This is a genomic window from Streptomyces sp. NPDC043854 (assembly GCF_056436005.1).
Window position 1 is genome coordinate 177,828 of record NZ_JBWKDK010000004.1, and the last position, 24,010, is coordinate 201,837.

25 protein-coding genes are annotated in these 24,010 nt (G+C 74.3%); 14 read left to right on the forward strand and 11 right to left on the reverse strand.

Going from position 1 to position 24,010, the window contains the following annotated elements:
- Positions 1–18: 18 nt before the first annotated feature.
- From AC068A_RS05850 to AC068A_RS05860, 3 genes are all read right to left on the reverse strand, one after another.
- Positions 19–1,557: a serine hydrolase gene (locus AC068A_RS05850; RefSeq protein WP_478581231.1), complete on the reverse strand. Its 1,539-nt coding sequence runs from the start codon at positions 1,555–1,557 to the stop codon at positions 19–21.
- A gap of 87 nt (positions 1,558–1,644) precedes the next feature.
- A complete protein-coding gene (locus AC068A_RS05855) occupies positions 1,645–2,478 on the reverse strand; it encodes a siderophore-interacting protein (protein WP_478581234.1) in 834 nt (277 codons plus the stop codon).
- Positions 2,479–2,527: 49 nt separating this feature from the next.
- The gene (locus AC068A_RS05860) at positions 2,528–3,436 is read right to left on the reverse strand and encodes a 5'-3' exonuclease (RefSeq protein WP_478581494.1); all 909 of its coding nucleotides are present in this window, start codon (positions 3,434–3,436) and stop codon (positions 2,528–2,530) included.
- A 251-nt stretch (positions 3,437–3,687) separates the two neighbouring features.
- Between AC068A_RS05860 and AC068A_RS05865 the strand changes: the two genes are divergently transcribed.
- Both AC068A_RS05865 and AC068A_RS05870 read left to right on the forward strand, forming a co-directional pair.
- On the forward strand, positions 3,688–4,299 hold the full coding sequence (locus tag AC068A_RS05865; RefSeq protein ID WP_478581235.1) for a helix-turn-helix domain-containing protein: 612 nt from the start codon (positions 3,688–3,690) through the stop codon (positions 4,297–4,299).
- A gap of 6 nt (positions 4,300–4,305) precedes the next feature.
- Positions 4,306–5,028 (forward strand): helical backbone metal receptor, encoded by a 723-nt coding sequence (locus AC068A_RS05870; RefSeq protein ID WP_478581238.1) that lies wholly within the window; start codon positions 4,306–4,308, stop codon positions 5,026–5,028.
- 22 nt (positions 5,029–5,050) lie between these two features.
- On the opposite strand, the gene AC068A_RS05875 is transcribed toward AC068A_RS05870, so the two are convergent.
- The gene (locus AC068A_RS05875; RefSeq protein ID WP_478581240.1) at positions 5,051–6,223 is read right to left on the reverse strand and encodes a TDT family transporter; all 1,173 of its coding nucleotides are present in this window, start codon (positions 6,221–6,223) and stop codon (positions 5,051–5,053) included.
- Between the two features lie 70 nt (positions 6,224–6,293).
- On the opposite strand from AC068A_RS05875, the gene AC068A_RS05880 reads away from it, so the two are divergent.
- Positions 6,294–7,217 carry a LysR family transcriptional regulator gene (locus tag AC068A_RS05880; protein ID WP_478581243.1) on the forward strand — a complete coding sequence of 308 codons (924 nt, stop codon included), beginning with the start codon at positions 6,294–6,296 and terminating at the stop codon, positions 7,215–7,217.
- Positions 7,218–7,343: 126 nt separating this feature from the next.
- Here AC068A_RS05880 and AC068A_RS05885 read toward each other — a convergent pair whose 3' ends face one another.
- The 5 genes from AC068A_RS05885 to AC068A_RS05905 all read right to left on the reverse strand — a co-directional run bounded on the left by AC068A_RS05885 (position 7,344) and on the right by AC068A_RS05905 (position 11,091).
- Positions 7,344–7,658: a DUF1876 domain-containing protein gene (locus AC068A_RS05885; RefSeq protein ID WP_385684463.1), complete on the reverse strand. Its 315-nt coding sequence runs from the start codon at positions 7,656–7,658 to the stop codon at positions 7,344–7,346.
- Between the two features lie 11 nt (positions 7,659–7,669).
- A complete protein-coding gene (locus AC068A_RS05890; RefSeq protein ID WP_478581247.1) occupies positions 7,670–7,870 on the reverse strand; it encodes a DUF5988 family protein in 201 nt (66 codons plus the stop codon).
- Positions 7,871–7,938: 68 nt separating this feature from the next.
- Positions 7,939–8,646 (reverse strand): gamma-glutamyl-gamma-aminobutyrate hydrolase family protein, encoded by a 708-nt coding sequence (locus AC068A_RS05895; protein ID WP_478581249.1) that lies wholly within the window; start codon positions 8,644–8,646, stop codon positions 7,939–7,941.
- Between the two features lie 60 nt (positions 8,647–8,706).
- On the reverse strand, positions 8,707–10,176 hold the full coding sequence (eat, locus tag AC068A_RS05900) for an ethanolamine permease (RefSeq protein WP_478581251.1): 1,470 nt from the start codon (positions 10,174–10,176) through the stop codon (positions 8,707–8,709).
- Between the two features lie 168 nt (positions 10,177–10,344).
- The gene (locus tag AC068A_RS05905) at positions 10,345–11,091 is read right to left on the reverse strand and encodes a FadR/GntR family transcriptional regulator (protein WP_478581254.1); all 747 of its coding nucleotides are present in this window, start codon (positions 11,089–11,091) and stop codon (positions 10,345–10,347) included.
- A 77-nt stretch (positions 11,092–11,168) separates the two neighbouring features.
- Here AC068A_RS05905 and AC068A_RS05910 point away from each other — a divergent pair, with 77 nt between their 5' ends.
- From AC068A_RS05910 to AC068A_RS05920, 3 genes are all read left to right on the forward strand, one after another.
- Complete coding sequence (locus AC068A_RS05910) at positions 11,169–12,542, forward strand: glutamine synthetase family protein (RefSeq protein ID WP_478581256.1); 1,374 nt, start codon at positions 11,169–11,171, stop codon at positions 12,540–12,542.
- A gap of 73 nt (positions 12,543–12,615) precedes the next feature.
- Positions 12,616–13,995 carry an aldehyde dehydrogenase family protein gene (locus AC068A_RS05915; protein ID WP_478581257.1) on the forward strand — a complete coding sequence of 460 codons (1,380 nt, stop codon included), beginning with the start codon at positions 12,616–12,618 and terminating at the stop codon, positions 13,993–13,995.
- 5 nt (positions 13,996–14,000) lie between these two features.
- On the forward strand, positions 14,001–14,804 hold the full coding sequence (locus AC068A_RS05920) for a 3-oxoacyl-ACP reductase (protein WP_478581260.1): 804 nt from the start codon (positions 14,001–14,003) through the stop codon (positions 14,802–14,804).
- Between the two features lie 91 nt (positions 14,805–14,895).
- Here the strand turns inward: AC068A_RS05920 and AC068A_RS05925 are convergent, their stop codons facing one another.
- The gene (locus AC068A_RS05925) at positions 14,896–16,101 is read right to left on the reverse strand and encodes an amino acid deaminase/aldolase (RefSeq protein ID WP_478581263.1); all 1,206 of its coding nucleotides are present in this window, start codon (positions 16,099–16,101) and stop codon (positions 14,896–14,898) included.
- Between the two features lie 281 nt (positions 16,102–16,382).
- Between AC068A_RS05925 and AC068A_RS05930 the strand changes: the two genes are divergently transcribed.
- The 3 genes from AC068A_RS05930 (at position 16,383) to AC068A_RS05940 (ending at position 19,210) form a co-directional block, all read left to right on the forward strand.
- The gene (locus tag AC068A_RS05930; protein WP_478581266.1) at positions 16,383–17,216 is read left to right on the forward strand and encodes a hypothetical protein; all 834 of its coding nucleotides are present in this window, start codon (positions 16,383–16,385) and stop codon (positions 17,214–17,216) included.
- Positions 17,213–18,391: a type VII secretion-associated serine protease mycosin gene (gene mycP / locus AC068A_RS05935; protein WP_478581268.1), complete on the forward strand. Its 1,179-nt coding sequence runs from the start codon at positions 17,213–17,215 to the stop codon at positions 18,389–18,391. Before AC068A_RS05930 ends, mycP begins: the two co-directional genes overlap by 4 nt.
- 78 nt (positions 18,392–18,469) lie before the next feature.
- Positions 18,470–19,210 carry an SseB family protein gene (locus tag AC068A_RS05940; protein WP_478581271.1) on the forward strand — a complete coding sequence of 247 codons (741 nt, stop codon included), beginning with the start codon at positions 18,470–18,472 and terminating at the stop codon, positions 19,208–19,210.
- A 161-nt stretch (positions 19,211–19,371) separates the two neighbouring features.
- On the opposite strand, the gene AC068A_RS05945 is transcribed toward AC068A_RS05940, so the two are convergent.
- Complete coding sequence (locus AC068A_RS05945; RefSeq protein WP_478581273.1) at positions 19,372–19,749, reverse strand: DUF1844 domain-containing protein; 378 nt, start codon at positions 19,747–19,749, stop codon at positions 19,372–19,374.
- 353 nt (positions 19,750–20,102) lie between these two features.
- On the opposite strand from AC068A_RS05945, the gene infC reads away from it, so the two are divergent.
- The 5 genes from infC (at position 20,103) to AC068A_RS05970 (ending at position 23,857) form a co-directional block, all read left to right on the forward strand.
- Entirely contained in the window at positions 20,103–20,795 is a 693-nt protein-coding gene (gene infC, locus AC068A_RS05950) for a translation initiation factor IF-3 (RefSeq protein WP_478581496.1), read from the forward strand.
- A 104-nt stretch (positions 20,796–20,899) separates the two neighbouring features.
- Positions 20,900–21,094 (forward strand): 50S ribosomal protein L35, encoded by a 195-nt coding sequence (gene rpmI, locus AC068A_RS05955; RefSeq protein WP_114056849.1) that lies wholly within the window; start codon positions 20,900–20,902, stop codon positions 21,092–21,094.
- Positions 21,095–21,193: 99 nt separating this feature from the next.
- A complete protein-coding gene (gene rplT, locus AC068A_RS05960; RefSeq protein WP_478581275.1) occupies positions 21,194–21,586 on the forward strand; it encodes a 50S ribosomal protein L20 in 393 nt (130 codons plus the stop codon).
- A 146-nt stretch (positions 21,587–21,732) separates the two neighbouring features.
- A complete protein-coding gene (locus AC068A_RS05965) occupies positions 21,733–22,596 on the forward strand; it encodes a TrmH family RNA methyltransferase (RefSeq protein ID WP_478581278.1) in 864 nt (287 codons plus the stop codon).
- A gap of 55 nt (positions 22,597–22,651) precedes the next feature.
- On the forward strand, positions 22,652–23,857 hold the full coding sequence (locus AC068A_RS05970) for a sensor histidine kinase (protein ID WP_478581281.1): 1,206 nt from the start codon (positions 22,652–22,654) through the stop codon (positions 23,855–23,857).
- Positions 23,858–24,010: the final 153 nt, after the last annotated feature.

A 24,010-nucleotide genomic window follows, 5' to 3' on the forward strand; every position in this document is an offset into this window, starting at 1 on the left:
GGCGCAGTCCGCGGCGGGCTACGGCTGCCGGCGGGTGAAGGTGCCCAGGTGCTCCTGGTCCAGGTACTCGATGCGCATCGTGCCGTCCTTGAAGAACACGCCGGTGCGGCCGACGGCGTTCTCCCCTGCGGTCTCGAAGCTGAACGTATCGCCGTCATAGTGCCGCAGCGGGTGGCGCTCGGGCTTGGGGCCGAGGGAGAGGGTGAGGCCGCCGCCGGGGTTCGCCGCGACCGTCGCCCCGCCGTAGTACGGGTTGTCGTAGGTGCCGGTGTACGCACTGTCGGCACGGGGCGGTGCGGCGCCGGCGGGCGGGTGGGCGTAGTCGGTCTTCGAGGCCTTCGGATCCGGCTGCGCGTAGAGCGAGGCGAACAGGGCCAGCCAGTCGGTGGTGGGCCCGCCGTGCTCGGCGGTGTCGAAGAAGTCCTCGGCGATGGCGTCGGCGAGGCCGACCGGGGCGCCGTTGGTGAGGACGACGATGCCGAGCCGTTCCAGCGGCAGCAGGGTCACATTGGTGTTGGCGCCGAGGTCGAAGGCGCCGGAGTGGCTGAGCCGGAGCCGTCCCGCGTCGTCGTACGTCACGTTCCAGCCGAGCCCGTAGAACTGGGGCCGGCCGGTCGGGGTGGTGGCCCGTGCCACGATCTCGGGCACGTGGGTGCGCGCCAGGGGCGCGGAGGGGACGATCCGCTTCCCGTCGAGGGTGCCTTCGCCGAGCTGGAGCCGCATCCACCGGCTCAGGTCGCGGGCGGTGGAGCTGACCCCGCCGGCCGGGGCCTGGGCGTCCGGATCGCGTACGTGGCGGGGGGACCAGGTGCCGTCGGGGTTCTTCACGTGGGTGGCGGCGTGGTCGGGTGCGGTGGCGAAGGCGGAGAACCCGGTGCTGGTGCGGGTCATGCCGGCGGGCTTGAACAGGGTGTCGGCGCTGAGCTTCTGCCAGCTGGTGCCGTGGGCCCGGGCGACGGCCTCGGCGGCCGCGGTAAACCCGAAGTTCGTGTACGCGTAGCTCGCCCGGAACGGCGACAGGGGCAGCAGGCGCAAGTGGTCCAGGACGTACGCCTGGTCGTAGCCCAGGTCCTCGAGGAGGTCCCCCGCGTGGTCGGGCAGGCCGCTGCGGTGCGAGAAGAGGTCGGCCGTGGTGACGTGCCCCGTGACCCACGGGTCCTTCAGGGCGAAGCCGGTCAGCTCGGTGTGCCGGTCCCACTCGGCCGGGTCCTTCATCGTGCCGGCGACGACGGTGGAGGAGACGGGCTTGGAGAGCGAGGCGATCTGGAACACCGTGTCGGGGCCGACCGCGCCGCTCTCGCCGGTGCGCCGCACCCCGAAGCCCTTGAGGTGCACCACCTTGTCGTCGTGGACGACGGCCACGGACAGCCCGGGCACTCCCGTGCTGCGCATTCCCGACGCGATGAACCCGGGCAGGCGGTCCACTGCGGTCGCGACGTCCTGGTCCGTCAGCTGGGGCTTCGGGGGCGGCGGGGGGCTCGGGGCGGCCGCGACCGGTGCGGCGGCGGCCAGCGCCAAGGCGGCTCCCGCCGCCGTGAGCACGAGGCGGGTACGCATAACCCTCATTGTGGCGCCGGCGGGGCGGCGCCGCCCGTCCGACCCGGACGCGCGGCTCGGCTGGGCGGCCCGCGGGAGCCGCCCGCGTCAGGCCGCGGCCTCCTGCTCCGCGAGGATCCGCGCGTTCCACTCGCCCTTGATCGCCCGCCAGCCCTCGTCCGTCTCGCCGAGGCGCCAGTAGCCCGAGATCGACAGGCGCTCCTTCGGGATGCCCCGCTCCAGACGCAGGTGGCGGCGGAGCTCCTTGACGAAGCCCGCCTCGCCGTGGACGAACGCGTGTACGTCGCGGGAGGGGAAGTCGAGGGCCTTGACGGCCTCGACCAGGGCCTCGCCCACCGGGCGGGCGCCGCGGTGCAGCCAGACCGGGGCGATGCCGTCCGGCGTCGTGATCTTCTGCTCGTCCTCGGGGGCGCCGATCTCCACCAGGGCGTGGACCCGGGCGCCGGCCGGCATCCGCTCCATCGCCGCGGCGATCGCCGGCAGGGCGCTCTCGTCGCCGGCGAGCAGGTGCCAGTCGGCCTCCGGGGCCGGGGCGTACGCGCCGCCCGGGCCGAGGAAGCGGACGAGTTCGCCCGGCCGGGCGCGCAGGGCCCACGGGCCGGCCAGCCCCTCGTCGCCGTGGACGACGAAGTCGATGGTCAGTTCCAGGTGGGCCGGGTCCCAGCTGCGGACCGTGTACGCGCGCTGGCGCGGCCACGCGGCGCGCGGGTACTGGGCGCGGATGCGGTCCAGTTCCCACGGGGAGGGGTAGTCGACGCCCTCCGGCGCGAACAGCAGCTTGATGTAGTGGTCCGCGAACTCGCCCGCACTGAATCGGGCCAGTCCGGCGCCACCGAGAACCACCCGCACCATGTGCGGCGTCAGCCGCTCGGTCCGCACGACGACTGCGGTGCCGACCTTGCGGGCGCGTCCTTCTGCCACGGCGTCTCCCCTGACTCCCCTGAAACTTAGGATTACCTAAGTTAGCACCTCAGGGAAGCAGCGCGCCGCGCAGGCGCGCCACCGCGCCGCCCAGTCCCCACCGGTGGGCAAGTGCATCGACGAGTTCCGGCTGCGCCGGGGCCGTCGGCAGCGCCGGGTCGAACGCGGGCAGCGGCACGTCGGCGGCCACCCGGACCACCTTGGGGGCCACGGCCAGGTACGGCCGGGACTCGTCCAGCCGCTTGCGCTGAACGGGTGTCAGCTTCGACTTCGGGTCGTCGACCGCGGCGATGATTCCGGCCAGATTCCCGTACGCCTCCAGCAGCTTCGCCGCCGTCTTCTCGCCGATCCCCGGGACTCCGGGGAGGCCGTCGCTCGGGTCGCCGCGCAGCAGGGCCAGGTCCGCGTAGCCGGGGCCGTCGACGCCGTACTTCGCTCGCAGCCAGGCCTCGTCGGCGACCTGGAGCGTCCCGACCCCCTTCAGCGGGTACAGCACGCGCCGCTGCCGGGCGTCGTCGACCAGCTGGTACAGGTCCCGGTCGCCGGTGACGATGTCCACCGGGCCGGCGGCCCGCGCCGTCAGGGTGCCGATCACGTCGTCCGCCTCGTACCCGGCCACCCCCACCCGGGCGATCCCGAACGCGTCCAGCGCCGCCTCGATGATCGGCACCTGCGGCACCAGGGTGTCCGGGGTCTCCTCCACGTCCGGCAGCCCCGCCGCGGTCTCCTCCGCGACGCGGTGCGCCTTGTAGGAGGGGATCAGCTCCACCCGCCAGTGCGGCCGCCAGTCGGCGTCCATGCACGCCACCAGCTCGTCCGGGCGGTGGTCCTGCACCAGGCGGGCGATGAAGTCGAGCAGCCCGCGCACCGCGTTGACCGGGGTGCCGTCCGGGGCCTTCACGGAGTCCGGTACGCCGAAGTACGCGCGGAAGTAGAGGGAAGCGGTGTCCAGCAGCATCAGCCGTCGAGTCGTCGTCACGACGATGATGATGCCGCACCCGGCCGACGCCGAAGGGTTACGGCCAGGGGGACGAAAAGTGGCCGCAGAAGCGCGCGGACATGGCACAGGAGTTTCACCCGCGGCGTAGCCCGGTCCGCCGCCGGGCGCGAAACCGGGGGCGGTTGCTGCGTAAGGTGCTTACAGCACACCCCCGTGCGACGGACGCCGACGTACGCCGACAGACCTGACAAGGGGAGGGCAGCCCCGCCATGGACGACAGGGACGGCTCGGACGACAAGGAACGGGACAAGGACGCCAAGGAGCCACTCCGGGTGGGCGTGGCCGTGCGCAAGCGGCGCCGGGCGCTCCACTTGACCCTCGCCGCCGTGTCGGCGCGCAGCGGTCTCTCGGTGCCCTTCCTGAGCCAGATAGAGAACGAGCGGGCCCGGCCCAGCATGCGCTCCCTCGAGCGGGTCGCCGATGCGCTGGAGACCACCGCGGTCGAGCTGCTGGCCGCGTCCGACACCGCGCGCACCGTCGACCTCGTACGGGCCGGGGACGACTCCGGGCTGGGCCCGGTTCCGGGCGTCCGCCCCCTCGTCCGCGGGCACCACCAGCTGCACGCGCTGGAGTTCACCGGCGACCAGGACGCCGGCCGCGAGTACCAGCACCGCAACGACGAGTTGATGTACGTCGTCTCGGGCGCCTGCCAGGTGGAGGCCGAGGGGCGGGCGTACCGGCTGGAGAGCGGCGACGCCCTGTTCCTCTCCGGCGGGGTGCGCCACCGCTGGCGGGCCGTCACCGAGGACACCCGGCTCCTGGTCGTTGCGGTCGGCGACCACATCCACGCGACCTTCGAGCCGCCCGAGCCGGGGCGCTGACCGGCGGTGCGGGTCGTCTCCCTGGTGCCCTCGCTGACCGAGGCGGTGGCCGTCACCGCCCCCGGCCTGCTGGTCGGCGTCACCGACTGGTGCACCCACCCCGCCGGCCTCGGCCGGCAGGGCGCCGTCCGCGTCGGGGGCACCAAGAACCCCGACGTCGCCGCCGTCACCGCGCTCCGCCCCGACCTGGTCGTCGCCAACGAGGAGGAGAACCGGGCCCCCGACCTGGCGGCGCTGCGCGCGGCCGGGCTGGAGGTGCTGGTCACCGAGGTCCGCGGGCTGCCGCAGGCCTTCGCCGAGCTGGACCGGCTGCTCGTGGGCGCCCTGGGGCTGCCCCGGCCGCGCTGGCTGGACGAGGCCGAGGCCGCCTGGGCCCGCGTGGAACCGGGGGACGGGCTGCGGGCCGTCGTCCCGGTGTGGCGGCGGCCCTGGATGGTGCTCGGCCGGGACACCTTCGCGGGGGACCTGCTGGCGCGGCTCGGCGTGCACAACGTCTACGCCGGGCACCCCGAGCGCTACCCGAAGGTGCCGGTGGCGGAGCTGGCCGCGGCCGACTGCGACCTGGTGGTGCTGCCGGACGAGCCGTACGCCTTCACGCGCGAGGACGGCCCGGAGGCGTTCCCGGGCCGTCCGGCCGCCCTGGTCAGCGGCCGCCACCTGACCTGGTACGGGCCCTCGCTCGCCGAGGCCCCGCAGGTGCTGGCGGCGGCGCTGGCCGCGGCCCGCTAGCCGACCGCTGGCTAAGCGAGGCTTAGCCGGCCGCCGGACGGCGGGGCAGCAGCCGCCCCGCGGCCAGGCCGCGCAGGGTGTGCCAGGCGGCGAGCAGCCAGGCGGCGAGCAGGGCCGCGTACAGGGCGGCGGCGAGCCAGGCGAACGCCGTCAGCCCGGTGTGCCGGGCCAGGCCGGCGGCGCCGGTGACACAGGTGCCGACGGGGAAGGTCAGCGCCCACCAGGTCATCGCGAAGCCCATCCCGGCGCGGGCCGCGCGGACCAGCATCGCGGCGGCCAGCGCCAGCCACAGCAGCGCGAAGCCCATAACCGGGACCCCGTAGACGACCGCGAACGCGCCGAGCGCACCGGCGTACGGGGCTCCCGCGGCGAGCGGGGCCGCGTCGGCGAGCTGGTTGACCGCGGTGGTGGACTGCCCGAGCGGGCCCAGGACCAGGAACAGGGTCGGGGTCAGCGGCAGGGGCAGCGGGCCGGCGGTGAGCAGCCGGCCGAAGACCATCGGGAGCAGCAGCAGGGTCGCCAGCAGGCTCAGCCCGAACATCGCGTAGCAGGCCAGCAGCAGTGCCTCGCGGGCCTGGCCGGCCGGCAGGTGGGGGACCAGCAGGGGGCCGGTGGCCGCGGAGACCATGGGGGCGACCACGGGCAGCAGCCAGACGGGACCGGCCTGGGCGGCGTCGATCTCGTGCCGGACCACCATCAGGTAGGGCACCACCACGGCCGTGAGCAGGCCGACCGCGGTGCCGGCGGCGAACAGCACGGCGTCGGCGGCGACCGCGGCCGGCTCCCCGATCAGGTCCCTGCCGACGACGAGGGTGCCGGCGCCGACGGCCAGCAGGGCCATGGACAGGCAGCCGTAGAAGGGGGCCACCGCCGGGTCGAGGAGGTGGGCACGGGCCTGGCCACGGTGGTGCAGCCAGTGGCCGGCGCGGGCGGCGAGGAGAACGGCGAGGGCGGCGGCGGACAGCGCCCAGACGATCTGGCAGGCCACGCGCTGGCCCGGCAGCTGGTACGGCAGTGCGGCGCCGGCGTTGGCGACGATGGCCGTGCCCATGACGGACGCGTACCAGTTGGGGCCGAGGTGGCGCAGGGCCGGGAAGCGGGCGGGGGTGCGGGTCGGGAGCGCCGTGCCGGCCTTGTGGGCCGCCCGGGCGCTCCGGGAGGGGTCTTCGTGGGGTCGCACGAGGGTGGTGGCCATGGGCCCAGCGTGGTGCCCGGGCGGTCGGGACGGCAGGGGCCGCGCTTCTATAAGGCCATAAACTGACTTTATGGGTAATGAGGAGTGGATTCCGCTGGTGCACCGGGTGCCGGATCTGGGCGCGCTGGAACTGCTGCTCGAGGTCGCCCGGGTCGGCAGCCTCAGCGGGGCGGCCAAGCGGATGGGCATCACCCAGCCCGCGGCGAGCAGTCGCATCCGGGCCATGGAGACCCGGCTCGGCGTCGCGCTCGTCGACCGCTCGCCACGGGGGTCGACCCTCACCGCGCAAGGGGCGCTCGTCACGGACTGGGCGCGGCGGGTCGTCGAGGCCGCCGAGGCCTTCGACGCGGGAGCGCAGGCGCTGCGCGGACAGCGGGACTCCCGGCTGCGGGTCGCCGCCAGCATGACCATCGCCGAGTACCTGCTGCCGGGCTGGCTGATCGCCCTGCGCGGCCAGCGGCCCGGCACGGCCGTGTCCCTGCACGCCGGGAACTCGGCGGTGGTGGCGCAGCGGGTGCTCGCGCACGAGGCGGACCTGGGCTTCGTGGAGGGGCTGACCGTTCCGGACGGGCTGGACTCGGCGGTGATCGCCGAGGACCGGCTGGTGGTGGCCGTGGCCCCCGGGCACCCGTGGGCGCGCCGCGCGGGTGCGGTGGCCGCGGCCGAGCTGGCCTCGACCCCGCTGATCCTGCGGGAGCGGGGGTCGGGGACCCGGCAGGTGCTGGACGGGGCGCTCGCCGGGTGCGGGGGGCTGGCGGCGCCGCTGCTGGAGCTGGCGTCGACCACGGCTGTGAAGGCGGCGGCGGTGAGCGGGGCGGGGCCGTGCGTGCTGTCGGAGCTGGCGGTGGGGGATGAGCTTGCCGCGCGGCGGCTGGTGGAGGTTCCCGTGTCCGGGGCGGCGTTGGGGCGGGCGCTGCGGGCCGTGTGGCCGGCGGGGGCACGGCCGGCCGGGCCGGCCAGGGACCTGCTGTCGCTGACCCGCGTCAGGGCGTAGGCCCCGCCGGGTCTCCGGCTGCCGGTCCGTTGTGCTGTGGCGCGCAGTTCCCCGCGCCCTGGGTGGCGTCCGCCGGTTTTCGCGCAGTTCCCCGCGCCCCTGGTCGGTTTCCCGCGCCCCTGGGGGTCAGCGGCCGCGGCGGGTGGGGTCTTCGGCGTCTTGGGGCCAGCCGTAGGAGGTGCGCGGGGGTTCGGGGAGGGCGCCCATCGCGGCCAGGTCCCGGTCGGCGGCGCGCATCAGCTGGCCGGCGAGGTCGCGCATGGCCCGGCTCGCGGCGAGCTCGTCGCCGATGGCCGGCACTTCCACGTCCTCGGGGTTGCAGCGGGCCGAGCCCCGGCCGACGAGCTGAGTGGTTCCGGTGTCCAGGACGGCCCGGGCGCGGGTGGTGCCGCCTTCCTCGGTCAGCGAGACACCGACCTTCCATTCCGCGGTGTGTGTCATGGCGTGCCTCGTCATTCGGCGATCTCGGTCCGTTCCCACCATTCGAATACGGGCAGCCGGCCCTGCGGACCGTCCTGCTGCCGCGTCGTGGCCCGGAAGTGCTCGTACCCTCCGCGGTGCTGGATCTTCACGTCCTCGCCGGGGGCGGGAGCGTCGACGACCCGCTCGGGCAGGTCGGCCGGTCCGCCCTCCAGGACTGCCTTGTTCGTCATGACTCCAGTCTTCCGACCCGCCGGACGGCCCGCACGTCGGCGTCGCCGTCCGGCGGGCCGGGACGGGGTCAGCGGGCGGGGGCCGGGGTGTACGCGGCCGCCGCGGCGACCAGGGCCTCCAGGACGCGGGTGTCCTTGTCCCGCTCCGGGTGCCACTGGACGCCCACCACCCAGCGGTCGGGGTCGGGCAGCTCGATCGCCTCGACCGTGCCGTCCACCGCGTGGGCGGAGGCGATCAGGCCGCGGCCCAGCCGGTCCACCGCCTGGTGGTGGTACGTCGGCACCTCCGCCTCCTCCGGGACCAGTTCCGCGTACCGGGTGCCGGCGACCGGGCGGACCGGGTGCCAGGACATGACGCCCGGGGTCTCCACGTGGCCGTCGATGTGCTGGACCAGCGTGCCGCCCAGCGCCGTGTTGAGCGCCTGCATGCCCCGGCAGATGCCGAGGAGCGGGCGGCCCGCCGCCAGGGCGGCCTCGATCAGGGCGAGCTCCCACTCGTCCCGCTGGGTGGCCGGCGGGCCCGTACGCGGGTCGCGGGCGGCCCCGTAGCGGACCGGGTCCAGGTCGGGGCCGCCGGCGACGACCAGGCCGTCCACCCGGCTCAGCACCTCCGCCGCGGTTCCGGGTTCGTCCGGCGGGAGCAGCACGGCCGCGCCGCCCGCCGCCTGGACGAGTTCGTAGTACCCGGCGGGCACGAGGGACGCCGGGACGTCCCATACCCGGAAGCGGGTGGATTCCTCCACGTAGGTGGTGATGCCGATGAGCGGCCTGGGCACGAGTGCCACCTCCAGGGGCGGTTCGGGGACGGGGTCGAAGGGTCGGGTCGGCGGGGTCGGTCAGTCCCGGGTCAGCTCCGCCTCGGCTTGGGCCAGCGCGGCGAACTCCTCCTCCGGCGCCGAGGCCACCAGGTGGTGCCGACTGTAGAACGCGAAGTAGCCGAGGGCGACGGCGTACACACCCAGGGCGATGAACGCCGCGTCCTTGTCCACCAGGAAGGTGGCGACCAGCGCCGACAGGGCGAGGAGGAAGGCCGCCGAGGAGGTCGCGATGCCGCCGGGCGTGCGGTACGGGCGCTCCAGCCCCGGTTCGCGGCGGCGCAGCACGATGTGCGACAGGGCCATCAGCGCGTAGGAGATGGTCGCGCCGAACACCGCGATGTTGAGCATGCGCGGGCCGTTCCCGGTGGCCGCGGCGAGGGCGAAGCCGATCGCGCCGGGGATGAGCAGGCCCAGGTACGGGGCCTTGCGGCGCGAGGTCAGGGACAGGAAGCGCGGCAGGTAGCCGGCGCGGGACAGGGCGAACAGCTGGCGCGAGCCGGCGTAGATCAGGGAGAAGAACGAGGCCACGAGTCCGGCGAGGCCCGCATAGTTGACGAAGGTCTTCAGCCAGCCCAGGTCCGGGTCGCCCTCCAGGGCGACGACCAGCGGGTTGCCGGCGTCCTTGATGGCGTCGGCGCCGCGCGCGCCGGTCGAGGCGAGGAAGGTGACGAGGGCCAGCAGCACCAGGACGGCCATGGAGGTCGACAGCGCCCGCGGCATCGACCGGACCGGGTCCTTGGCCTCCTCGGCCGCCAGCGGCACGCCCTCGACGCCGAGGAAGAACCACATGCCGAAGGGGAACGCCGCCCAGATGCCCAGCAGGCCCATCGGCAGCCAGGAGTTGGCGCCGAGGGCGGTGGTGTCGACGGCGATGTCGTCGAGGCGCGCCGGGTCGAACTCGGTGAACGCGCCGATGGCGAAGACGGCCAGCGCGACGACGGCGACGGCGGTGACGACGAGGGAGAAGCGCAGGGCCTCGCCGACGCCCCACAGGTGGATGCCGATGAAGACGGCGAAGCAGGCGAGGTAGACGGGCCAGCCGGAGGTGAGGCCGAAGAGGTTCAGGGACTCGACGTAGTCGCCGATGAAGATGGCGATCGCGGCCGGCGCCAGGATGTACTCGATGAGGATGGCGGTGCCGGTGAGGAAGCCGCCCCAGGGGCCGAGCGCCCGGCGGGCGAAGCCGTAGCCGCCGCCCGCCGTCGGCAGGATCGCCGACAGCTCCGCGAGGGAGAAGACGAGGCAGGCGTACATCGCGCCCATCAGGACGGTGGCCACGGCGAGCCCGCCGAAGCCGCCCTGGGCCAGGCCGACGTTCCAGCCGGAGAAGTCGCCGGAGACGACGTAGGCGACGCCGAGGCCGGTCAGCAGCAGCCAGCCGGCGCTGCCGCGGCGCAACGTGCGGCGCCGGAGGTAGTCGTCGCCGCCCTCGGGGGATCTGGTGGTTTCGGGCACGGCTGTCAGCCGTGCCCCGGTGTCGTCGGCCATGTGCGTCGCTCCTGCCCGGGACAATGGTTGTGCCGCGTACCTTTGCGCCAGTCGAGCGGAGTGCGCAAGTCCCCTGCGTAAATCGAGGGTTACGAAAACCTCTCCGGGTGGCGGGTGCGGCGGCCCGGCGGTGGCCCCGGGCGGCCCGGCAGCGGCGGCTCCCCGGCTTCAGGCCAGGAACCCGCGCAGCAGCGCCGCCGTGCCGCAGCAGTGCTCGCGCATGACCTCGCGGGCCGCGTCGGCGTTGCGCTCCAGCACCGCGTCCACGAGCGCGGTGTGCTGCGCCTGGGAGTGCTCCAGGTTGCGCACCAGCAGCGGAATGCAGTCCAGCAGGTCGTTGACGGTGGCCCGGACGGCGGCGTACTGGGCGGTGAGCGTGGCCGATCCGGCGAGCTCGCACAGGGTGAGGTGGAAGAGGGTGTCCCGGCGCCGGTAGTCGGCCAGGGGGGCGTCGTGGGTGGCGGCCAGCGCGCCGAGCAGCCGCTCGGAGTCCTCCCCGGACAGCCCCTGGGCGGCGCACAGCCCGGCTGCGCCCACCTCCAGGACCTCGCGGAACCGCAGGACGTCCTCCAGGTCGACGCCCGCCACGCGCCGGCGCAGCTCGTCCTCGGTGCCGCCGACCGGGGTGTCGGGGCGGGGCAGCACGAACGTTCCGCCGTACCGACCGCGGCGCGCCTCCACCAGGCCCTGCTCCTGGAGCACCTTGAGCACCTCGCGCAGGGTGACCCGGCTGATGCCCATCGCCTCCGCCAACTCCCGCTCGGGCGGCAGGCGTTCCCCGCCCGGCACCAGGCCCAGCCGGACCACCTGGAGGATCTGCTCGAGCGCCTCCTCGAAACCGTTGCCCGCCCGCACCTGGCGCAGCACGGGATTCAGCCGCGCCATCGCGCCGCCTTCGCCCGCCGTGTCGGTCATCTCCGCTCCTCCCCTTCCCAAGCAATGGTTCTGTTCAATACCTTAGGCCCCCTCGGCTCACCGAAGGAGAGATCCCCGTGGTAGACCGCATGCCGCCGCTCGCGCCCGAGGAGCTCCGCGCCCTCGTTGCCGCCGGCGAGATCGACACAGTCGTCCTGGCCTTCCCCGACATGCAGGGGCGGCTCCAGGGCAAGCGGTTCGCCGCACAGTTCTTCCTCGACGAGGTCATGGAGCACGGCACCGAGGGCTGCAACTACCTCCTCGCCGTCGACACCGACATGAACACCGTCGACGGCTACGAGATGTCCTCCTGGGAGCGGGGCTACGGCGACTTCGCCATGCACCCCGACCTCGGCACCCTGCGCCGGATCCCCTGGCACCCCGGCAGCGCCCTGCTCCTCGCCGACCTCGCCTGGAACGACGGGACGCCCGTCACCGCCGCCCCCCGGCAGATCCTGCGCCGCCAGCTGGAGCGCCTCGCCGGACACGGCTACACGGCCATGGTCGGCACCGAGCTGGAGTTCATGGTCTTCAAGGACACCTACGAGCAGGCCTGGGACACCGGCTACCGCGGACTGACCCCCGCGAACCAGTACAACATCGACTACTCCGTCCTCGGCACCGGCCGCATCGAACCCCTGCTGCGCCGGATCCGCAACGAGATGCAGGGCGCGGGCCTGGTCGTGGAGTCCGCGAAGGGGGAGTGCAACCTCGGCCAGCACGAGATCGCCTTCCGCTACGACGAGGCCCTGACCACCTGCGACCAGCACTCCGTCTACAAGACCGGGGCCAAGGAGATCGCCGCCCAGGAGGGCGTCTCGCTCACCTTCATGGCCAAGTTCGACGAGCGCGAAGGCAACTCCTGCCACATCCACCTCTCGCTCACCGACACCGACGGACGCAACGCGATGGCCGGCGACGGGAACGGCCAGGAACACGGCATGTCACCCGTCATGCGGCACTTCCTGGCGGGCCAGCTCGCCGCGCTGCGCGACTTCTCCCTTCTCTACGCCCCGAACATCAACTCGTACAAGCGTTTCCGGCCGGGATCCTTCGCCCCGACCGCCGTCGCCTGGGGCATGGACAACCGGACCTGCGCCCTCCGTGTGGTCGGCCACGGGCGCTCCATGCGCTTCGAGAACCGGCTTCCCGGCGGCGACGTCAACCCCTACCTGGCCGTCGCGGGCCTGGTCGCGGCCGGCCTCCACGGCATCGAGAACCGCCTCGAACTGCCCGAGGCCTGCCCCGGCAACGCCTACACCGGCGACTACGCCCACGTCCCCGCCACCCTGCGCGAGGCCGCGGAGCTCTGGGAGAACAGCGAGATCGCCAAGGCCGCCTTCGGCCCCGAGGTCGTCGCCCACTACCTGAACATGGCCCGCGTCGAACTGGACGCCTACGACTCCGCCGTCACCGACTGGGAGCGCCGCCGCTCCTTCGAACGCCTCTAGCCCCGCCCTGCCCCGCCGACCCCGTGCAGGGCACCGCACCGCACCCCTGATCCGACCGTCTGAGAGGCACCACGTGTCCGACGCGCTGGCCCCCGACCAACTGCGGGTTCTGAATCCGGCCACCGAGGAAACCGTCGCCATCGTCCCGGCCGCCACACGGGACGATGTCGACGCCGCCGTCGCCCGGGCCGCCGCGGCCCAGCGCGCCTGGGCGGCCGCCGCCCCAGCCGACCGGGCCCGGCTGCTGCGCCGCTTCGCCGCGGTAGTCGACGGGCACATCGAGGAGCTGGCCCTGCTCGAGGTCCGCGAAGCAGGCCACACCATCGGCAACGCCCGCTGGGAGGCCGGCAACGTACGCGACCTGCTCGACTTCGCCGCCGGCGGGGTCGAGCGGCTCTCCGGCCGCCAGATCCCCGTCCCCGGCGGCATCGACGTCACCTTCCTCGAACCCCTCGGCGTCATCGGCGTCATCGCCCCGTGGAACTTCCCCATGCCGATCGCTGCCTGGGGCCTGGCCCCGGCGCTCGCCGCGGGCAACGCCGTCATCCTCAAGCCCGCCGAGACCACCCCGCTCACCGCGCTGCGCCTCGCCGAACTCGCCCTCGAGGCCGGGATCCCCGAGCACCTGTTCCAGGTGCTCCCCGGCCGCGGGGACACCGCCGGCGACGCACTCGTCGAACACCCCGGAGTCGCGAAGATCGTCTTCACCGGCTCCACCCGCGTCGGCAAGCAGATCATGGCCAAGTGCGCCGACCGGGTGAAGCGCGTCACCCTCGAACTCGGCGGCAAGAGCCCCAACATCGTCTTCGCCGACGCGGACCTGGAGGCGGCCGCCGCGTCCGCCCCCATGTCCTTCCTCGACAACACCGGCCAGGACTGCTGCGCCCGCACCCGGATCCTCGTCCAGCGGACCGTGTACGACCGCTTCCTCGACCTGCTCGCACCCGGCATCGAAGGGGTCGTCGTCGGCGACCCCGGCGACGAGAAGACCCAGATGGGCCCGCTGATCTCACGCGCCCAACGGGACCGCGTCCGCTCGTACGTCACCGACGACCTCACGGCGATCCGCGGCACCGCCCCCGACGGCCCCGGCTTCTGGTACCCCCCGACGCTCGTCACGGACGTCGCCCCCACCGCGCCCGTGGCCGCCGAGGAGGTTTTCGGACCCGTCGCCGTCCTCCTGCCCTTCGAGGACGAGGAGGACGCCGTACGCCTGGCCAACGCGACCGAGTACGGCCTCTCCGGCTCCCTCTGGACCCGCGACGTCGGCCGCGCACTGCGCGTGTCCCGCGCCGTCGCCGCGGGCAACCTGTCCGTCAACTCCCACAGCAGCGTCCGCTACTGGACGCCCTTCGGCGGCTACAAGCAGTCCGGACTCGGCCGCGAGCTCGGACCCGACGCCCTCACCGCATTCACCGAGACCAAGAACGTCTTCATCAGCACGGAGGCCTGAACCCCATGACCGCCCAGTCCACCGAAGAGACCGAAGAGATCGTCTGCCGCCGCCTGGTCGGCCGCACCGCCGTCATCACCGGGGCCGGCAGCGGCATCGGCCTCGCCACCGCCCGCCGCCTCGCCTCCGAGGGCGCCAACGTCGTCTGCGCCGACATCGACGAGACCGCCGGCAAGGCCGCCGCCGAGGAGGTCGGCGGCACCTTCGTCAAGGTCGACGTCACCAGCCCCGAGGACGTCGAGGCCCTCTTCAAGACCGCCTTCGACACCTACGGCTCCGTCGACATCGCCTTCAACAACGCCGGCATCTCGCCCCCGGACGACGACTCCATCCTCACCACCGGCCTGGAGGCCTGGAAGCGCGTCCAGGACGTCAACCTCACCTCCGTCTACCTCTGCTGCAAGGCCGCCCTGCCGTACATGCAGCGCCAAGGCCGCGGCTCCATCATCAACACCGCCTCCTTCGTGGCGATCATGGGCGCCGCCACCTCCCAGATTTCCTACACCGCCTCCAAGGGCGGCGTACTCGCCATGTCCCGCGAACTCGGCGTCCAGTTCGCCCGCGAGGGCATCCGCGTCAACGCCCTGTGCCCGGGGCCCGTGAACACCCCGCTGCTCCAGGAGCTGTTCGCCAAGGACCCGGAGCGGGCCGCGCGCCGCCTCGTGCACATCCCGCTCGGCCGGTTCGCCGAGGCGACGGAGATCGCCGCCGCCGTGGCCTTCCTCGCCAGCGACGACTCCTCCTTCATCAACGCCACCGACTTCCTCGTCGACGGCGGCATCTCCGGCGCGTACGTCACCCCCCTGTAGCCCCACCGGACCACCACGGTCCGCCCCGCACCCCCCACCCGGCAGCCGGGCGTCGCACGGCGCCCGGCTGTCCCTCGCTCCCCGAGGCCGCTCAGAGGAAGGTGCGGCCCTCGCCGCGGTACGTGGGCACGACCGCCGTCACGCGGTCGCCCTCGACGAGGTGGAGGGCGTCGAAGCGCTCGCACAGCTCGCCCGCCTTCGCGTGCCGGAACCACACCCGGTCGCCGATCAGCAGGTCGTCGGCCGGGGCGCCGAGCAGCGGCGTCTGCACCTCCCCGGCGCCCTCCTGCGGGTCGTAGCGCAGCCCCGGCGGCAGGTACGGCTCGGGGAGCCGGTCGGCGCCGGCCGCGCCCGAGGCCGGGTACCCGCCGCCGAGCACCGTGACCACGCCCACGCCCGGCCGCCGGACCACCGGCTGCGCGAACAGCGCCGCCGGGCGGCCGCGGAAGGAGGTGTAGTCGTCGAACAGCCGCGGCACGTACAGCCCGGACCCGGCCGCGATCTCCGTGACCGCGTCCTCGGCGGCCGTCTGCTGCACGCTCCCGGTGCCGCCGCCGTTGACGAACTCCAGGTCCGGGACCACCGCCCGAACGGCCCGCACCGCCGCCGCCCGGCGGGCGGCCAGCTCCCGGCGGGCCGCCGCCTGCATCAGCCGGATGGCCCGGGACCTCAGCGGGCGCCCGGCCGGCGCATCGCCGACCCCGGCGACATGGCCCTCGTACCCCATCAGCCCGACCACCCGGAACCCCGGCCGGGCGGCGACCGTACGCGCGAGCGCCGCCAGCTGCGCCGGCTCGCGCAGCGGCGAGCGGCGGGCGCCGATCCGGACCCGGCCGCCGAGCAGGTGCAGCGCGGTGTCCAGCTCCAGGCAGACCCGGATCTCCTGGGTGCCCCCGCCGCGGGACCGGTCGATCAGCTCCAGCTGCGCCGGGTCGTCGAGCATGACGGTGACCGCCGCGGCCAGCTTCGGATCGCCGGCGAGCTCGGCGAAGCCGGCGCGGTCGGCGGACGGGTAGGCCAGCAGCACGTCCTCGAACCCCGACCGGGCCAGCCAGACCGACTCCGCGAGGGTGTACGACATGATCCCGGCGAAGCCCGGCCGGGCCAGGACCCGTTCGAGCAGCGCCCGGCAGCGCACCGACTTGCTCGCGACCCGGACCGGCTTCCCGGCGGCCCGCCGCACCAGATCGTCGGCATTGGCGTCGAACGCGTCGAGGTCCACGATGGCCAAGGGTGCGTCGAGATGCGCGGTGGCCCGGTCGTACCGGGCCCGGTCCCCACCGGCGGCAGCAGTCATGGGCCGCAGCTTGCCACGCAGCCGTACCCTCGGGTAACCCCCGCGTCACAGCCGCCCCGGCGGTCCCGCCCTGCCGTCGCGAGGGGCGGGCCGGGCCCGCGGCTCCCGGAGCCGACCGGCTGGGCGGCGACGGGACGCGGCACGGACGGGGTGCGCCGGCCGGGGCCGCAGGGCCGGGGTGGTCGGGGTGTGCCGGCCGGGGCCGCAGGACGGGGGCGGTCGGGGCGGCCGCGTAAAGTACCCCGGAGGCAGCCGTACGAAACGGGGGGCGGAGCCGCCGGATGAGCACGTCGACACCGCAGACCGCGGCCCACGCCGACCCGGACCCCGACCGCGACGCCGACCCGCGGCCCTCCCGCAGCGCGGCCCGGACCGCGGCCGCCGCCCTCTGCGCCGTGCTCGGGACCGGTCTGCTGGCCACCGCCGCCCTCGCCGGCTGGGCCGAACGGCATGCCGCCGGCCGGCCGCCGACCCCCGAGGCCGCCTACCGCACCGCCGCCTCGCTCTGGCGCGCGACCCCCGCGGACACCCTCTTCCCGCCCGTCCTGGCCGGCCCCGACAGCGGCCCCGGCGGCGCCGACCGCACCTGGACGCGGGTCGCGCTCGCGCCCGACTCCGACTGCGGGCCCGCCCTCGCCCCCGACTGGCAGGCCGCGCTCGCCCCCACCGGCTGCACCCGGGTCCTGCGCGCCACCTACGCCGACGCCACCCGGAGCTCCCTGATCACCGTCGGCATGGTGTTCACCCCCGGCGACGCCACCGCGATGGCCGGTCTGCGGGGCCGGCTCACCGCGCCGCCCGCGTACGGCTTCCCGGACGCCCGCCGCGCCGCCTGGACCGCGTCCGTGCTGCCCGACGCCCCGGTCGTCGTCTACGCCGTCTCCGCGTTCGCCGACGGCCGCACTCTGGAGGCGCCCGTCCCGGCCGAGGAGGCGATGGGGAAGAACGCCACCGGCGCCGTCGCCCAGGCCGGCCTCGGCCACGAGGCCAAGGCGGTCGCGGACCGGATGGAGGGCACCGTCCGCTCCCTCGCCTCCCCGACGGCCCCGCAGGCGCCGCAGGCCCCGAAGACGGCGACGGCCGCGGCCCCCGGCTCCGCGGGGACCGCCCGATGAGCCGCACCCGCTCCGCGGCGGCCCTCGCCCTCGGCGCCGTCCTCGTCGGCGCCACCGCACCCCCGGCCGCCGCCGATGCCGTACGCGACCGCCAGTGGGCCCTGACCGCCCTGCGCGCCGAGGAGGCCTGGGGCACCACCCAGGGCGACGGCGTCACCGTCGCCGTCCTCGACACCGGCGTCGACTCCACCCACCCCGACCTCGCCGGACAGGTCCTCGACGGCACCGACCTGGTCGGCATGGGCGCCGGGCCCGGCGACCGCGTCTGGGCCCGCCACGGCACGGCGATGGCCGGGATCATCGCCGGGCACGGCCACGGCCGCAACCGCCGCCAGGGCGTCCTCGGCGTCGCCCCGCAGGCACGGATCCTGCCGGTCCGGGTGATCCTCGAAGAGGGCGACCCGGGCCGGTCCAAGGCCCGCCAGAACAAGGGCGGCGCCCTCGCCGAGGGCATCCGGTGGGCCGCCGACCACGGCGCGGACGTGATCAACCTGTCGCTCGGCGACGACAGCGACTCCGCCCACCACGAGGCCGCCGAGGACGAGGCCGTGCAGTACGCCCTCGCCAAGGGCGTCGTCGTGGTCGCCTCCGCGGGCAACGGCGGCCGCGAGGGCGACCACGCCTCCTACCCGGCCGCCTACCCCGGGGTCATCGCCGTCACCGCCGTCGACCGCAGCGGCCGCAAGGCCGCCTTCTCCACCCGCAACTGGTACGCCAGCGTCAGCGCCCCCGGCGTCGACGTCGTCATCGCCGACCCCGACCGCGCCTACTACGAGGGCTGGGGCACCAGCGCGGCCGCCGCCTTCGTCTCCGGCACCGTCGCCCTCCTCAAGGCCGCGCACCCGGACCTGTCCCCGGCCCAGATCAAGAAGCTGCTCCAGGACACCGCCGCCGACGCCCCGGCCGGCGGCCGCGACGACTCCCGCGGCCACGGCCTCGTGGACCCCGTCGCCGCCCTCCAGGCCGCGGAGGCCCTGCGCCCCGAGCCGGCGCTCCCCGCGCCCGTCGCGGCCGGGCAGCGGTACTTCGGCCCGGGCCCCGAGCCGGCCCGCCCCGCCGACCGGGAGGAACGGCTCCGCGTCCCGGCGGCCGCGGGGACGGGGCTGGCGCTGCTCGCCCTGGCCGCCGTACTGGCCCGGCGGCCCAGGGCCGCCCGGCACGCTGCCGAGGCCTGACCGCGCCGGAGCCCGACCGGGCCCCGAGGCCCGACCGGGCGTCGGCGCCGGTCCGCTGGGGGATAGGGTCGGGGAACTGTGGCGAACAAAACCATCCCCGATCCCGGTTTCTCCGACGACGACGGCTCCGCCGACCCCCGGCTGAGCGCGGCCCTGGCCGCCTGGTCCGAGGACCGGGCGAAGGAGCCGGAGCTGCTGGCAGCGCTCAAAGAGGCCCGGCTGCTGGTCCCGGTCGTCGCCGTCCTCGGCGAGGTGGAGACCGACCCGGAGACGGGCCTGAAGCGCGAGAAGACCAGCGACATGGCCGTCCCCACCCTTCAGGCGGGGAACCGGCGCGCACTGCCCGCGTTCACCTCGACCGCCTCGCTCGCGCTGTGGGACCCGGCCGCCCGGCCGGTGGCCGTACCGCTGCGCCAGGCGCTGGCCGCCGTCGCGCACGAGAAGGCCGACACCCTGGTCCTCGACATGGCCGGCCCCGTCACCTACCAGCTCACCGGCTCCGCGCTGCTCGCGCTGGCCGAGGGCCGCACCGACGCCGACCCGCTGGCCGACCCGGCCGTGCGGGAGGCCGTACGGGCCGCCGTGGCCGCCGAGCCCGCCGTGCTCCGCGCCCACCTGGTCCCGGCCGGGGCGGACGCCGACGGCATCCTCGCGGTCGTGCCGGCCGCCGGCCCCGAGGCCGGCGCCGCGGTCCGCCGGATCGCCGAGGCGCTGGCCGCCGACGAGACCCTGCGGGCCCGCCTGGTGCGCGGACTGGACCTGGTGCTGCTCCCGGGGACGGCCCCGGCCCCGCCCGGGGAGGCGCTCTTCACCCGCTGACCGGTCAGCAGCCGATCACGAGGCGAGCGCGCTCCCGGCCGCCGGGCCGGTGACCGGAGTGAGAAGAAGCACGAAAACGGGAAGGGCCGGGGCGCACCGCCCCGGCCCTTCCCGGATGCCGTTCCCGGCCCGCCCCGGCCTGCCGCCGGGGTGCCCGTCCGTCAGGCGTAGACGGGTCCGGTGAACTTCTCGCCCGGCCCCTGGCCCGGCTCGTCCTGGACGATCGACGCCTCGCGGAACGCGAGCTGGAGCGACTTCAGGCCGTCGCGCAGCGGGGCCGCGTGGAAGGAGCTGATCTCGGTGGCGCTGGCCGTGACCAGGCCGGCCAGGGCCGTGATCAGCTTGCGGGCCTCGTCGAGGTCCTTGTGCTCGGAGTCCGGCTTGTCCAGGCCCAGGTTGACCGCCGCGGCGCTCAGCAGGTGCACGGCCACCGTGGTGATCACCTCGACGGCGGGCACGTCCGCGATGTCACGCGTCAGGGCGTCGTAGTCGGGGGCCTGGTCGGCCTCGGCGGCGGGGGAGGGGGTCGCGTCAGTCATGCCCCACACGATAAGCCGGGCCGTGCGGGCCCCTGACCTGGCTCCTGGTGAGCGGCTCTGGCGCGGAATGCTATATTGGGCTAACGACCGGCCGGAGACGCATGTACCCGGCCCACAAGTGGAGGCTCCGTTCTCCCACCTGACCGCCCTCCGGGGCGGCGGGTCACCGGTCAGGCGGCATCCATCGTTCCGTACGGACGATGGAAAGCCGCCCGAGTCTGCGCCCCGCGGTTCGCACGCGGCGGTGCTCCGGTTGTCTTGGAGCCCCTGCCTGTGCCCGGCGGGGCATTTTTGTTGCTCCGCCGCGGTTGGTCATGACGACACAGACGTCAGCGGCTGTCTGCCTGACAGCCGTGTGGTGCTACCGAGGAGGATCCATCAGCACCGAGCCCCGCATCAACGATCGGATTCGTGTCCCTGAGGTGCGACTCGTCGGTCCCAGCGGCGAACAGGTGGGCATCGTCCCGCTTGCGAAGGCGCTTGAACTCGCGCAGGAGTACGACCTGGACCTGGTCGAGGTCGCAGCGTCTGCCCGTCCGCCGGTCTGCAAGCTCATGGACTACGGCAAGTTCAAGTACGAGTCGGCGATGAAGGCCCGTGAGGCGCGCAAGAACCAGGCGCACACGGTCATCAAGGAGATGAAGCTCCGGCCGAAGATCGACCCGCACGACTATGACACCAAGAAGGGTCACGTCGTTCGGTTCCTCAAGCAGGGCGACAAGGTCAAGATCACGATCATGTTCCGTGGTCGCGAGCAGTCCCGGCCGGAGCTCGGCTACCGACTGCTGCAGCGTCTGGCGGAGGACGTCCAGGAGCTCGGTTTCGTCGAGTCGAACCCGAAGCAGGACGGCCGCAACATGATCATGGTTCTCGGTCCCCACAAGAAGAAGACCGAGGCGATGGCCGAAGCCCGCGAGGCCCAGGCCGCTCGCAAGGCCGAGCGCCAGGGTGCGGCCGCCGCCAAGGAAGCGGACGCCGCGGAGGGCGACGCGGTCGCCTCTGCCGAGGCTGCCGACGCCTCTGACGAGGCACAGGCCGAGGCCTGATCCCGGGGCATCCGGTCCCGGATCACCGACACACCATGACGTTCCCGCAAGCCGGTCCGGTACCGGACCGGTGGGAACGCCACTGACGAGGAGATAACGGCGCCATGCCGAAGAACAAGACGCACAGCGGTACCAAGAAGCGCTTCAAGGTCACCGGCTCCGGCAAGGTGCTCCGTGAGCGCGCCGGCAAGCGCCACCTGCTCGAGCACAAGTCGTCCAAGCTGACGCGTCGCCTCACCGGCAACGCCGAGATGGCCCCGGGCGACGCCGCGAAGATCAAGAAGCTTCTCGGCATCTGACATCCCGGCCCCTGCCGGGGCGGGATGCCAAGACCGGTACCCCATCGAACTTTCGGGCCGTGTGACCACACCCGCGGCCCCGCTACAAGGAGTTAAAAAGTGGCACGCGTCAAGCGGGCAGTAAACGCCCACAAGAAGCGCCGGGCGATCCTCGAGGCGGCCTCCGGCTACCGCGGTCAGCGTTCGCGCCTGTACCGCAAGGCCAAGGAGCAGGTCACCCACTCGCTGGTCTACAACTACAACGACCGCAAGAAGCGCAAGGGCGACTTCCGTCAGCTGTGGATCCAGCGCATCAACGCCGCTGCCCGCCAGAACGGCATGACGTACAACCGCCTCATCCAGGGTCTGAAGGCCGCCAGCATCGAGGTGGACCGCAAGATCCTCGCGGAGCTGGCCGTCAACGACGCCAACGCGTTCGCCGCGCTGGTCGAGGTCGCCCAGAAGGCGCTCCCGGCCGACGTGAACGCGCCGAAGGCCCCCGCCGCCGCCTAAGCACCGCGCTTACGCAGCCGGCCTTCACTGGCTTCAGCCCGGACCCGCAGGCCCTGTGCCTGCGGGTCCGGTGCGTGTGGGGCCCCGCCCCGCTTTGTCATCACCGCAGTGCACCCGCAGTACGTACGGAAGCGAGCCGACCGACCATGGGTACCCCCGCCCCCGCCGAGCTGATCTCCCCCCGATCCCCGCGGGTGGCCGCCGCCAGGCGGCTGGCACGGCGCAACTTCCGCACCAAGGAGCGCCGCTTCCTCGCCGAGGGCCCGCAGGCCGTCCGCGAGGCCGTCGAGCACCGCGGGGCCGCCGGCCCCACCCTGATCGAGCTGTTCGCCACCGTCGAGGCCGCCGAGCGCTACAGCGGGATCATCACTGCCGCCCGCGCCGCCGGCGTCCGCGTCCACCACGCCTCCGACGAGGTGCTCGCCGAGGTCTCCCAGACCGTCACCCCCCAGGGGATCGTCGGCGTCTGCCACTTCCTCGACTCGCCGTTCGAGGAGATCCTCGCCGCCCGGCCCCGGCTCGTCGCCGTCCTCGCCCACGTCCGCGACCCCGGCAACGCCGGCACCGTGCTCCGCTGCGCCGACGCCGCCGGCGCCGACGCGGTCGTGCTGACCGACGCCTCCGTCGACCTGTACAACCCCAAGTCCGTACGCGCCTCCGTGGGCTCCCTCTTCCACCTGCCCGTCGCCGTCGGCGTGCCCGTCGAACGGGCCGTCGAAGGGCTGCGGGCGGCCGGCGTGCGGATCCTCGCCGCCGACGGGGCCGGCGAGGACGACCTGGACGCCGAGCTCGACGCGGGCACCATGGGCGGCCCCTCCGCCTGGGTCTTCGGCAACGAGGCCTGGGGCCTGCCCGAGGAGACCCGGGCGCTCGCCGACGCCGTCGTACGCGTCCCGATCCACGGCAAGGCCGAAAGCCTGAACCTCGCCACGGCCGCCGCCGTGTGCCTCTATGCTTCCGCGCGTGCACAGCGGGCGCCCGGAGGGTGCCGCTCCGTGACCCCCAGCTAGTAATGTGGCCGCCCGGGGGCCCACTGCGCTACTCGGAGATGTGGGGTACGGGGACATGACCGTCGGTACGAACAGCTCGCCAGCGGCCACGAACACGGCCGGGCCGCCCTCCCCCCCGGGAGCCGTGCCCCCGCAGCACCCGGGCGGCCGCACCGGCCCGGACACCGCCGACCCCGCCGGCCTCGGCATCGACCCCGACGACCTGCCCGACGGGCTCGTCATCGCCGACGACACCGGCCGGGTCATCTGCTTCAACTCCGCCGCCGCCCGCATCACCGCCCTCACCCCCGCCGAAGCCCTCGGCGCCCGCATCGACCGGGCGCTGCCGCTCGAGGACCTCGAAGGCCGCCGCTGGTGGGCCCTCACCGACCCGTACGGCGGCCTCGCCACCCGCCGCGGCCAGCCCGAGCGGAACCTCCTGCTCCCCGGCGGCCGCGAGGTCCTCGTCTCCGCCCGGTACGTGCGGGCCCACCCCACCGGGCCGCTGCGCCGCCTCGTCGTCACCCTGCGCGGAACCGAGGCCCGCCGACGCACCGAGCGCAGCCACGCCGAGCTGATCGCCACCGTCGCCCACGAGCTGCGCTCCCCCCTGACCTCCGTCAAGGGGTTCACGGCGACCCTCCTCGCCAAATGGGAGCGGTTCACCGACGACCAGAAGCGCCTCATGCTGGAGACCGTCGACGCCGACGCCGGCCGCATCACCCGCCTGATCGCCGAACTCCTCGACATCTCCCGCATCGACTCCGGGCGGCTGGAAGTCCGCCGCCAGCCCGTCGACATCGCCACCGCCGTCGGCCGGCACGTCCAGGCCCTCACCGCGAACGGACAGGCCCCCGACCGGTTCCTCGTCCGTGTGAGCCGCTCCCTGCCCGCCCTGTGGGCCGACCCGGACAAGATCGACCAGATCCTCGGCAACCTCCTGGAAAATGCGGTGCGCCACGGCGAGGGAACCGTCACCATCGACGTATCGCCGACCAGTCTGGCGGGCTCCGCGGGAGCCAGTGGCACAGACAAGCCCGAGAAGGGAACCGCCGTCACCGTGACCGATGAGGGCCCCGGAATCCCCGAGGAGTCGATGGGCCGCGTCTTCACCCGCTTCTGGCGGGGCAGCAAGCGCGGCGGCACCGGCCTGGGCCTGTACATCGTCAAGGGCATCGTGGAAGCCCACGGCGGCACCATCACGGTCGGCCGCGGCCCCGGCGGCGGCGCAGAGTTCCGATTTATCCTGCCCGTCGGCGCGCCCGCGTACCTCGCGCAGTAGCAACAGCACTGCGGAGCGTCTCGCCAGGCGGCCCTCGGGCTCCTCACCTCCCCCGCGGCCCGTAGACTCGTCCTTTGGCACCTTTGCGTCCTTGTGTCGAGCTCCTTGTGTCGAGCGGGGACCTCCAGCCACCCCATCGGAAGTACGGGAAGA